An 11921-nucleotide genomic window follows, 5' to 3' on the forward strand; every position below is an offset into this window, starting at 1 on the left:
GGATGCCGTGGGCATATCGCAGAGCATCCGGACGGCAGTGATTGGCGCCGGTCCCCGGGGCACGAGCGTGCTGGAGCGGCTGTTGGCCAACTGGGTGCCCGCCGGGCCGGACGCCGCCCTGCACATAGACGTCGTTGATCCGTATCCCGCAGGCCCGGGGCATGTCTGGCAGCCCGGACAGTCCCGGCTCTACCTGATGAACACCCAGTCGTTCTATCCCACGGTCATTCCAGAAGAACCAGGGCTTGCGCGGCCGCTGGCCGGGCACACCTTCGACCGCTGGCGTGAACTGCAGCGGGAGCAGCCCCACCCCGCCCTCACGGCCGAGGAGCGGGCCGAACTGACCGGGCTGGACTCGGCGGACTTCCCCAGCAGGGCCCTGTACGGCCGCTACCTCCGCTCCACGTTGGAGGAGCTGTTGTCCCGCCTCCCCGCCGGCGCCACGGTGGATTTCCACAGCACGACGGCGACGTCCGTCCGCCACACGGCCGCCCGCGCAACCGGTGACGGGGACGGCAGCCGGGTGACGTTCGACGTCGAACTGGCCGACGGCGGGGTCCTCACCGTCGATTCCGTGGTGCTGGCCCTCGGCCACCTCGAATCGAGGCTCAGCCCCGAACAGCGCGAACTCCAGGCCGCGGCGGAGGAATTCGGGCTGCTGTACCTGCCGCCGGCCGCGCCGGCCGACGTCGACTGGTCGCTGGTGCCGGCCGTCAAACCGGTGCTGGTGCGCGGCATGGGACTGAATTTCTTTGATGCCATGGGCCAGTTGACCGAAGGCCGTGGCGGCAGGTTCCTGCCCGGCGCGGACGGCCGGCTCAGCTACCTTCCCTCCGGCCGCGAACCGCTCATCATCGCGGCCTCACGGCGCGGCACCCCGTACCGGGCGAAGGCCACCCTCGCCGGGTACTACCCCGACGCCGTGACGCTGAGATACTGCACCGAGAGCGCGCTGGCGAAATTCGCGGAGACCGGAATCCGGCCCGCCTTCGACCACGACCTCTGGCCCCTCCTGCACCGCGACGCACTGTGGGCCTACTACTCAACGCTGGCGCGCTCGCAGCCGGGGGCCATCCTGACGGATGCGAAGGAGTTCCTGAAGGCACTGGAGCACGCCCTGCACCCGCATGCGCACTCCGCCGCGAAATGGGAAAACCTGGTGGACACCGTCCTGGACATCCACGTCCGTCCCGCCCACCGGCTGAACCTGCTGGGACTCGCGGCGCCGCTGGCCGGGCGGTCGTTCGGCTCCCGCGCGGAACTCGACGGCGCCGTCGTCGAGTATCTGCTCGACGACGCCCGGCGTTCCGCACTGGGGGAGGACGACCCGGTGAAGATGACCATCGGCGCCCTGCACCACGGCCGCGCGGTCCTGAAGACCGCCGTCGCGGACGGCGGGATCACCGATGAATCGTGGGTTGCCGGGCTCCGCGGCTGGTTCGAATCGTTTGTGGAAGGCCTGGCCAGCGGGCCGCCGGCGCTGCGGGCCGAACAGCTCGCTGCCCTGGTCAGCGCCGGAGTGGTCCGGTTCGTCGGGCCGGACCCGAAATTCGGGGTGGACCGCAAAGCCGGGACGTTCACGGCGGTGTCGCCCTGGGTGGGGAACCGCGCGGAAGACGGCGCCGGGGAAGTGGTGAATGCCGTGGCTATGGTCGAGGCGCTGGCGCCGGCCAACCGGGTGGCGGTCAACGAGTCGCCCCTGCTGGAGCAGCTGCTCGCCGAAGGCCTGGTCCGGCCCCGGCTCATGATGACGGTGGAGGGGACTCCCGTGCCGACGTCGGGACTGGACGTGGCCCCGCACCCGTACCGGCCGCTGGGCGCAAATGGCTCGGTGACGGAAGGACTCTATGTCCTCGGACTGCAGCTGTCCGCCGTCCAGTGGGGAACCGCCATTGCGGCTGAGGCCCGGCAGAAGAGCGGACCGGTGTACCGCAGCGGCCAGCGCACGCTGCGGGACGCCGACGAGATTGCCCGGGCCATTCTCGGGCGCTAGCTGGGGGCTGTCCGCGGCTCAGGAAAGGTGAGCATGCCCTCCGTCGGGGCCGAGCGCTGGACATATGCGCAATGTGTCCATCGCCGCGGCCCGGAGGAGGGCATGTCCCTCCCTGGGACGGCGTGGTCAGCGGGACGAACCGGGGTCGATGCTGCGCGTTTCGGAGCGCTCACTGCGTTTGCGGATCCAGTCGGAGGGGTTCACTTTGGGCAGGATCTTGGCCACAGCCAGCGCGGCGTACATCACGGTGTTGATCGCCACGAAAGTGGCAAGGATGGCGAACCAGTGGGAATGCAGGAGTGACTCGGGAAACAGCATTCCCGCGGGGATAGCAACGGCCATACCGGTCATGAGCGTTCCGCCCCCGTGGTCTCGAGCGGACGGACATGGGTGACGTGTTTCCAGCTGGCTGTCCGGCCCAGTGAGATGTCGGCGACGCCCTTGAGGTAGACCGCATTGAGGAACATGTCGAAGAACAGTTCCGGGAACAGGGTCAGTGCGAGGAGCCGGGCCCGCCATCCGCCCTTCCACACCGTGGCGACGCGTTCGACCATAAACAGGACGCCCAGCCCCAGCCAGAACGGGAACCAGATCCAGGTGTCCAGCGAGAACACCATCAGGAAGATCAGCAGCAGGTAGGAGCCCAGGGCGATCACGCCGTACCCGATCCCCAGTTGCTGGGCCCAGTAGCGCAGGGTCTGCGGTGTCATGCCATAGGCGCCGATGTTCTCCAGCGCCCCGCGCTGCCAGCGCAGCCGCTGTGCCCAGAGCGTTGTCCAGCTGGGCATCAGCTCCGTCACCACGGTGCACTGCGCGGGCGAGACCATCAGCCCGCCGAGGGATTTCAGCGCGATGGTCAGTTCGTTGTCCTCGGTCAGCGCGGCGGTGTCGTACACGTCGCCGGGGGTGCCGGGGATTGAGGCTCCGCGGCTCTCCGCCACGGTGCGCAGGGCCCGGGACCGGAACATGGAGGCGGTCCCGGTCAGTACGAAAACGCGGCCGCGCCGGCGCCCGATCTCCCGGCTGTAGCGCAGGTACTCGTTGCGCTGGAACTGGCCGATGAGTCCGTGGCCTTCCTCGCCGTAGAACAGGCCGCCGACCGCCATGAGCGCCCGGTCGTGGCTGAAGCGGTCCACCGCCGCCGCGAGGAAGCCGTCGTCGAGCCGGGTGTCCGCGTCCATGACCATCACGACGTCGTTGTCGCCAAGCCCGGGAAGCAGCCGCTTCAGCACCTGGTTGAGTGCGCCGGCCTTCTTCTGTGTGTTGTCCACCGATTCGACGACGTCGACGCCGGCCTGGCGCGCCAGGGCTACGGTGGCGTCGGTGCAGTTGTCCGCCACTACAATGACGCGGTCCGGACGGCGGGACTGCTTCAGCAGGGAGGCGATGGTCAGGGGAAGCGAGGCTTCCTCGTTGTGGGCCGGGATGAGCACCGTGACCGTTACCGGACCGGCGTGGACGCCGCGCGTTGCGGACATGACCACCCGGGGTGCCAGCGGTCCGGTGAGCGGGTCAAGGGACCGGCGCGAGCGGTTGGCGATCCTGCGGTCCACTGTGGCCACCAAGGCTGCCATCAGGAGTGCCAGGGCTATGGCGGCCAGGAGCACGCGGGGGGCCGGTGCATCCGTGTTGTACAGGATGCTCCAGAAGCCGAGCAACAGGCCGTGGGCGGGGGACTCGCTCAGCGCCGGACCGCCGGCGGCGACGGCAAACCAGAGGAGTGCGGCCGCACCGCTTGCTGTCAGGGCGATGACGATGCCGACAGCCCGATTAAATCTTCCTTTTCGCACGGGGCACATGCTACCAGCGCAACTTGTGCCCCTCCTGTCACATGGGTATCACTCCGCGGGGCGGCGGCTGCACCCGGGAAATGAGCATGCCCTCCGTCCGGGCTGCGCAGTGGACATATGGGCGATATGTCCGTTGCTGCAGCCCGGGGGAGGGCATGCTCACTGGTGCAGGGCTACGAAACTACCTACCCCTTGAGGCAGTGGCGGTAGGCGGCCATGGCCTGGCCGTAGTTTGCCTGGCCCACGAGGTCCGCTGGCCGCTGCGGTTTGACCGGCGCGGTGCACTTCGGCGGGACCGGCGTGCTGGCCGCAACCAGGACGCTGGTCTTCACCACGGTGCCGGACTCGACGGCGGTGAGCACCAGTGTGCCCGTGCCGGCGGCCGCGCCGGCGGGGACCTTCACGTCCACGCTGGCGGCACCTGCGGAAACCGGTACAGACCCCAGGTCCGTGACGGTGCCCTTTGCATCCGTGAACTCGGCGCGCAGCGAGGTGTTGGCCGGACTGCCCAGCGAGGTGAGGTCCAGCTTGGAGACCGCCAGGGTGACGGCTTCCCCGCCCTTGACCTCTGCCGCGGTGGTGTTCACCACGGCAACGGAGCGGCGTGCGAAGTCCGGCGCCACAGGGTTGTGGGCCTGCAGGTACTTGATCCACGCGTCGCGGTCCACGAGTCCGGAGTCCTTGGTGTCGGTGCCGGACTTGAAGATGCGGAAGTTGTCGCCGCCCGTTGCCAGGAAGTTGAACGTTCCGATCCGGTAGGACTTCGCCGGGTCGATCACTGCGCCGTTGATCCGGATCGAGGTGATCCGGTCACCGGCGGCGCGGGCGGCGTCGTAGGTGTAGTTGACGTTCTTGGACAGGCCCAGCTGCTGGTAGGCGCGGCTGGGAACCGTACCGTCCGGGTTGGTCTGCCACTGCTGCTCCAGGAGCGTCTTGAACTGCGCACCGGTCAGCGACGTGGTCCACAGGTTGTTCACGAACGGCAGGACCGCGTTGGCCTCGGCGTACGTGATGGTCCCGTCCGGCGCGAAGTACAGCTCGTTGCGCAGGCCGCCCGGGTTGACGACGCCGATCTCGGCACCGCCGAGTTCCGGAGCCTTGAGCGAATCCACGAGTGAATCCGCCACCAGGTTGCCCAGGGTGGACTCGCTGCCGCGGTCATCGCGTCCGGCCGGGGTCGTGGCGGTGGCAGCCGTGAACGCGGTGGTGATATCCGCGGTTACCTTGCCGACCGGCTGGTTGCCGACCACTGCTGCGTCGGCCAGGGCCTTGTCAACGATCGTCTTGACGGCGGCGACCCGCGGGTAGTCGCGGACCAGAACGTCAGCCGGCTGGTCAGCGGTGGTGGTGCGCTTGACGTTGCCGGCCTTGTAGCCGGTGACCGACATGGTTTTGGTGTCGATGGTGAGCTGGATCTGGCCGATGTACTCGCCGTAGTTGCCGGTCTGGACGATCGGGCGGGTCTTGCCCTCAACGCCCGGGACCGGAGCATCCCAGGAGTACTGCTTGTGGGTGTGGCCGTTGAAGATGGCGGCAACATCCGGGGTTACCTCGGTGACCATCCGGGCGAAGGGGCCGCCGGCGGCGACTTCCTGCGCCAGGGTGGAACCTTCCGGTACACCGGAGCCGGCGCCGTCGTGGTTCTCCACGATGATCACGTCGGCGAGCTTCCCGGCCTTGATCTTCGCTGCGACGCGGTTGATCGCGTCGACGGCGTCGCCGAATTCGAGATCGGCGATGCCCGCGGGGGTGACCAGCGACGGCACTTCCTGCGTGACGGTTCCGATCACGGCGACCTTGACGCCGTTCATGTCGAGCACCGTGTACTCCGGCAGGACCGGCTCGGTGGTGCCCTTCTTGTAGACGTTGGCGCCCAGGTAGGGGAACTTGGCGTTGCTGCCGCCCGCGACGACGCGGTCGCGCAGGTCGGCCCAGCCGCCGTCGAACTCGTGGTTGCCCACGGCCGAGGTCCGCAGTTCCAGGGCGTTCAGCACATCAATGGTCGGCTGGTCCTTGGCAACGGCCGACGCGAACAGCGAGGCGCCGATGTTGTCGCCCGCGGACAGGAACGCGGTGGCACCGGGGGCAGCCTGTGCCCGCAGCTTCTCGATGGTCCCTGCGAAGAACACGGTGTTGGAATCGATGCGGCCGTGGAAGTCGTTGATCCCGAGGAAGTTCAGGTCAACACTCGCCGGGGTAACGGGAAGGTTCAGTCCCACCACCACCGGATCGTGGTCGCTCGCCCGGAACTGGTCCGCGGCGTAGTAGTCGGTCACGTTGTTGTTGTAGCGGCTGTACTCCAGGGCGACGGACTCCACGGAGTTGATGTTCCAGATGTCGGCGCCGGTGACGACGGCGTTGGCGCCTGGGGAGGCGAGGATGTGGTCCAGCGAGCCCACCATGCCACCGAAGAGGTAGGAGTGCTTGGCGGAACCATCGGCGTTCTTGGCCTTTTCGTCCTGGTTCATGTACCCGGCGGCCGTGAGGACGTTGATCGGGTCTTCCTTGGCGTAGGAGTTGAAATCGCCGATCAGGAAGACCTTGTCGGTGCCCTTGGAGGCCTGCAGGTCGTTAGAGAACGCGAGCAGGGACTTGGCCTGTGCGGTGCGGGCCAGGTTCGAGGCGCCCTGGCCCTTGTCCGTGTCATCCGGGGTGGCGGCTGAGCCCTTGGACTTGAAGTGGTTGGCGATAGCGATGAACTTCTTGTCGTCGGCTGCGCCGACGGGCTTGAACACCTGTGCCATCGGCTTGCGGGCACTGGCGAAGGCGACGGTGTCGTTGAGGATGACGGATTCGCCCACCGGCTCCGCGGCGGCTTTCTTGAAGATGAACGCGGTGCGGATCATGTCCTCGTCGGTCAGCGGCGGTGCGTTCGCGGGAGTGCGGACGTAGTCCCAGATGCCGGGCGTGGCGATGTTCAGGGCGTCAACCAGCTTGGACAGGGCGTCGTCGCGGTTCTTGCCGAACTGGGCCGAGTTTTCGACCTCCATCAGGGTGACGACGTCGGCGCCGGACTTGGAGATGGCGGCGACGATCTTGTCCTGCTGGCGCTTGAGGTTCTCAGCGTTGGCGGCGCCGCGGACATTGCAGCCGCCGCTGACGGTGATGGGGTTGCCCGCCCGGTCGGTGTAGAACTTGCACCCGGAGATCGTGTCGCCGGTGGTCGGGAAGTAGTTCAGCACGTTGAACGAGGCGATCTTGAGGTTGCCGCCCACCGCTGCCGGGGCCTCCGCACGGGTGGCGCCGAAGCCGGCCGGCTGGACCGTGTCCGCGTTGGCGGGGGTCAGGTGGGTCAGCGGCTGGAACTTCCAGGAGTTGTTGGTGTAGCTGAGCACCACGTTGGTCTTGAAGCTCACCGGTGCACCGACGCGGACAGGATCCGCCGTGGTCAGGTACGGCAGTTCCAGGGCCTTGGTTGTGGCGTCCTTGAGGAAGTTGGTGGTGGCGCCGTCGTCGAGCTTGATGCCGCGGGCGGCATTCGCGGCGACGGTGGCGGTGTACGCGGCGGAACCGTATTCCGCGACGGCGGTGGGCTGTTCCAGCGGGGTGGTGCCGCCGGCCAGTCCGATTTCGCCGTACTGGTTCAGCGAGTAGTTGTCACTCACCGTCACGGGTCCCTGCGGGGCGAGCAGCATGCCTTCGAGGGATTCGCGGAAAGTTTCCTCGGCCGGCAGGGCAAAGCCGGTGGCCTTGACCTCAGGGGCTGCCTCGGTGAGCTTCTTCAGGTCCGCCGCGGCGGCTACCGTCACCTGGGTCATGCCGAAGTATTCGCTGACCGCGCCGGTCACCTCGACGTAGTCGCCGATCTGGACGGAACCGGCCGTGGCGGACGAGAAGACGAAGATGGCGTCCGACGCCGAGTGGTTGGCCGCCGTCAGGTCGCCGCCGGTGCCGGGGGTCTGGATGTAGTAGCCCGCAAATCCGCCGGTGGGGAAGGCGGCGGTGACCTTGCCGCGGGTGGTGACGGCGGAGCCGACCAGCGGGCTGGCCGTGCCGCTGCCCTGGATCTCGGCAATGGTCTTGACCGCCGGGGGAGTGACCGGGCCCGGATCGACCGGAGGATCGACGGGGGCGGCGGGACCGTTGGCGGCCTTGGGGGTGATTGCGGCGTTCAGGGTAAGGTCCGCGGCGTTGTTGTTGCTGTCGATGCCGTTGCTGCGGTTCAGGCTCTTGACGTCACCGGTGCCCGACGGCGCGGTGGCGGCCTGGGTCTCGAAGGTCAGTGAGCTGCCGTACCCGAGGAGGTCGGCAACGTTGGCGGGCTCGATGACCGAGCCGGTGGCGAGACCCGATACCGCAGTTGCCTGCTTGGCCAGCACGATGGTTCCGCCGCCGATGGCGGGGTTGAAGCCGGTGCCCGTGGCGTCCGCGGCGGGCAGGTCCTGTCCAACTGTGCCGTTGCTCCCGCCCTTGAGCAGGTAGAGGCCCTTGGCCGCGATGGTTCCGGTGAGGGGTACAACGGTGCTCGGGACGCCGGTACCCGTGGCTGAGCGGTACTGCAGCGACCAGCCGTCCAGTGAAACCGCGGCGTCCGAGGTGTTGTACAGCTCAACGAACTTGTTCTTGTAGGCTGCTCCGGCGCTGCCGCCGCTGAGGTACGCCTCATTGATGATGACTGGCGAGGTGCCGGCAGCCGGGGAGGCCTCCACGGCGAACGCCGGGACGGCTGCCAGCGGCGCTGCGATGAGCCCCACTGACAGCGCTGTGCCCAGCGCGGTCTTCCAAGGTATGTGTTTCATCCGCTCTAACTCTCATTAGTTGCCCGGGTAAGGGCTGGGTGGAATGTGTCCGGGTGATGCCCGCGGACTCGCCGGTCGCTGCTCCTGGTCAAGCAGTTTCCGGCACAGCAAAACAGGGGTGAATGAACACGATGTGTACGGCATGTGCATTCGGCGAGACGTTCCCCAGCGGAACGCGTCACAGCCTCCCCGGAGCGACTCGAACGCCCGGGGCCGGGTTTCTGGTGGTGCCTATGAGTGGGCGGCTGGTGCCTCCGCCGGACGCTCCACAGCAGAATACCGGCCAGTAGCCCTTCGGAAAGGGGCTGGCCGGTATTTCTTACAACAATTTTGATAATTAGGCGGGAATGGACTGTCCGCCCCACATCTAGGCGTCCGCGGCGGCCTCGGTTCCCTGTCCGGTATCGGCCACAATTTTGAACATCGCGCCGGTGGGGTCGGAGAGGGTGGCCAGCCGGCCGAACGGACTGTCGTCGGGTCCGTCGATCACTTCGGCTCCCATCGCGACGGCCTTCTCGATGGTGGCATCCGTGTCCTCGACGGCGAAGTAGACCTGCCAGCTGGCGGGGACTTCCGCGGGAAGGTAGTCGGAGGCGTCCATGATCCCGGCTTTGGCGTCGTCTCCGGCTCCCAGCGTTGTGTAGCGGAATTCCGGGCTGTCACTCAGGACTTCGGTTTCCCAACCGAATACGTCCTGGTAGAACTTCACGGCTTTGGCGTAGTCCCGGGCGTGGAGTTCGTGCCAGGCGGGGGTGCCCGGTTCGGCCGCGAGCTCGTAGCCCTTCATCTCGCCGGGCTGCCAGATGCCTACAGCCGCGCCGGTGGCGTCGCCCACCATGGCCATGCTGCCCTGTCCGGGCACGTCCATGGGTTCCATGTGGACCTGTCCGCCGTGCTCCGCCGCGCTCTTGACCGTGGCCCTGGCATCGTCAGTGCGCAGGTAGGTGGACCACACGTCCGGGAAGCCGGCCTGGGCTTCCTGCTTCTGCATCATTCCGGCGACGGACTTGCCGTTCTTCAGCGCCGTGATGTAGCCGCCGTATTTCTCCTGGTCGCCGGTCTCGAAAATCCAGCCAAATAGCTCGCCATAGAACGCTTTAGCCTTTGCGACATCGGAGGTCATGAGGTCGATCCAGCACGGCGCTCCGTTGGGGTGGTCGGGTGTTGGCATGGTGGGTCCCGCTTTCTTGTGCGGCAGGGACATGCTCTGCCGGGCCAGCGCGTCTGTGGGGTAGTGATGAAGACACAGTGAGACTATGCCCGGGGGCCGACGGTTTCAATGGGCCCCGATGCACGGCACCGGCCAAGCGGTCCGTCCCACTCCGGCAGGTCCGCGCGGGCAGATCAGGGCGGATTCGGGGCGCGGATCCGCCCTCATCTGCCCCCGCCGCAGGCTGCGCCACAGCGCCCGCGCCGCGCCCCTGACGCAAAAATGCCCCCGGCTCGGCGGCAAGGCGCAAAACCAGGGGCATTATTCGCGGAAGGTAAGAGATTCGAACTCTTGGTACGGGGTTACCGCACACTGGTTTTCAAGACCAGCTCCATCGGCCGCTCGGACAACCTTCCCTAACGAGTAGTGTTTCATAGGCAGTCGGCAGCAACAAAAAACGCAGCTGCGCTCGCGGACAGCCGTAGTTCCTCCGCCTACTCTGGGAGAAGGCGCCTCGGACGTGGTGTGCCACAGGCGCCTCCCTGCAAGGGAGGCTGCATGAAGTCTGTTAGGAATCGGGAGTTCTCCATGAAGGCTGTCTATATCTCAGAGCCCGGCGGACCCGAGGCCCTGGAGGTCCGCGACGTCCCGCCCCCGGTGCCCGGCACCGGCGAGGTGCTGATCGACGTCGTCGCCGCCGGGCTCAACCGCGCCGATGTCCAGCAGCGCAAGGGCTACTACCCGCCCCCGCCCGGCGCCTCGGAGGTTCCCGGGCTGGAAGTCTCGGGCCGGATTGCCGGTTTCGGACCCGGGGTGACCAAGCCGTTCTCCGTCGGGGACAAGGTCGTCGCCCTGCTGGCGGGCGGCGGCTACGCCGAACAGGTGGCTGTGCCAGCGGGCCAGGTTCTGAGGATCCCCGACGGCGTCGATCTGGTCACCGCTGCATCGCTGCCGGAAGTTGCGGCCACGGTCTACTCCAACCTGGTCATGACAGCGCAGCTGCAGCCGGGCGAGACCGTGCTCATCCACGGGGCGACCGGAGGAATCGGCACGATGGCCATCCAGCTAGCGAAGGCCCTGGGTGCCGTGGTGGCCACCACGGCCGGCACCGCGGAGAAGGTCGGCACCGCCAAAGCCTTCCTCGGCGCGGACATCGCGATCAACTACGCCGAGGAAGACTTCCCTGAGAGCCTGCGTGCGCAAAACGGCGGCAAGGGCGCGGACGTCATTCTCGACGTCGTCGGGGCCAAGTACCTCCAGCAGAACGTGGACGCGCTGGCGGACTACGGGCGGCTGGTGGTGATCGGACTGCAGGGCGGCGCCAAGGGCGAACTGGACCTCGGCAAGCTGCTGAGCAAGCGTGCCGCGATCATTGCGACGGCCTTGCGTCCACGGCCGGTGGAGGAGAAGTCCGTGATCATGGACGCCGTCCGCGACGCGGTCTGGCCCCTGCTGGCCGATGGTCGGGTCCGGCCGCTGGTGGCGAAGACCTTCCCGCTGGAGCAGGTCGCGGACGCGCACCGCTATTTCGACAGCGGCGACCATGTGGGAAAGATCCTGCTGGTCATGTGACAAACATATGCCGGCCTTGACATACACCGAATTGCTACTCCACAGCGAATGACTGTAAGGTGATTCCATACGCGGTATACACGCGTCTTGGGGCGCGTGTATGCTGTCGTCCCGCTATCCTTCGGGAGCATCATGTCCATCCGTAACAGCCTCCTCGCCCTCCTGCAGGACCGCCCACGCTATGGCTACCAGCTCAGGGTCGAATTCGAAGACCGCACCGGATCCTCGTGGCCCCTCAACATCGGGCAGGTCTACACCACCCTCGACCGCCTGGAGCGCGACGGCCTTGCCCGCAAAGACGGCGCCGACGGTGAAGGCCACGTCATCTACAGCATTACCCCCGAGGGGCGTGCCGAGGTCCGCAATTGGTTCACGTCCCCTGTGCCGCGAACGAGCCCTCCGCGGAACGAACTGGCCATCAAGCTCGCCCTGGCACTGACGCTTCCCGGCGTCGACGTCGGCGCCGCCATCCATGCCCAGCGCGCCGTCTCCATCCGGGCTCTGCAGGACTACACCAAAGCCCGGCGTGAAATGGCGTCCCAGCGCCGGCCAATGGATACAGCCCGGCTGCTGGTGCTGGATTCCCTGATCTTCCAGACCGAGGCCGAGGTGCGCTGGCTGGATCTCTGCGAGGCCCGGCTGATGCAGCTGGTCGGGCCGCCCGCCTAGCCTCCCGT

Annotated in this window: 7 protein-coding genes and 1 tRNA gene; 3 read left to right on the forward strand and 5 right to left on the reverse strand. The window is 67.3% G+C overall.

Features of this window, described 5'->3' with window-relative positions:
* Positions 1-7 precede the first annotated feature (7 nt).
* Positions 8-1993, forward strand: coding sequence for an FAD/NAD(P)-binding protein (locus LDO13_RS02650; protein WP_224048535.1), 1986 nt, complete (start codon positions 8-10; stop codon positions 1991-1993).
* A 126-nt stretch (positions 1994-2119) separates the two neighbouring features.
* Here LDO13_RS02650 and LDO13_RS02655 read toward each other — a convergent pair whose 3' ends face one another.
* The 5 genes from LDO13_RS02655 to LDO13_RS02675 all read right to left on the reverse strand — a co-directional run bounded on the left by LDO13_RS02655 (position 2120) and on the right by LDO13_RS02675 (position 10088).
* On the reverse strand, positions 2120-2311 hold the full coding sequence (locus LDO13_RS02655) for a hypothetical protein (protein ID WP_224048536.1): 192 nt from the start codon (positions 2309-2311) through the stop codon (positions 2120-2122).
* 29 nt (positions 2312-2340) lie between these two features.
* The gene (locus tag LDO13_RS02660) at positions 2341-3783 is read right to left on the reverse strand and encodes a glycosyltransferase family 2 protein (RefSeq protein WP_224048537.1); all 1443 of its coding nucleotides are present in this window, start codon (positions 3781-3783) and stop codon (positions 2341-2343) included.
* Between the two features lie 185 nt (positions 3784-3968).
* Positions 3969-8522 carry an ExeM/NucH family extracellular endonuclease gene (locus tag LDO13_RS02665; RefSeq protein WP_224048538.1) on the reverse strand — a complete coding sequence of 1518 codons (4554 nt, stop codon included), beginning with the start codon at positions 8520-8522 and terminating at the stop codon, positions 3969-3971.
* Positions 8523-8889: 367 nt separating this feature from the next.
* Positions 8890-9693 (reverse strand): VOC family protein, encoded by an 804-nt coding sequence (locus LDO13_RS02670; protein WP_224048539.1) that lies wholly within the window; start codon positions 9691-9693, stop codon positions 8890-8892.
* A 307-nt stretch (positions 9694-10000) separates the two neighbouring features.
* Positions 10001-10088 (reverse strand) — tRNA-Ser (locus LDO13_RS02675).
* A 172-nt stretch (positions 10089-10260) separates the two neighbouring features.
* On the opposite strand from LDO13_RS02675, the gene LDO13_RS02680 reads away from it, so the two are divergent.
* A complete protein-coding gene (locus LDO13_RS02680) occupies positions 10261-11244 on the forward strand; it encodes an NAD(P)H-quinone oxidoreductase (RefSeq protein ID WP_224048540.1) in 984 nt (327 codons plus the stop codon).
* A gap of 132 nt (positions 11245-11376) precedes the next feature.
* Positions 11377-11913: a PadR family transcriptional regulator gene (locus tag LDO13_RS02685; RefSeq protein WP_224048541.1), complete on the forward strand. Its 537-nt coding sequence runs from the start codon at positions 11377-11379 to the stop codon at positions 11911-11913.
* The last annotated feature ends 8 nt before the right edge of the window (positions 11914-11921 follow it).

The organism is Arthrobacter sp. NicSoilB4 (assembly GCF_019977335.1).
GTDB lineage: Bacteria > Actinomycetota > Actinomycetes > Actinomycetales > Micrococcaceae > Arthrobacter.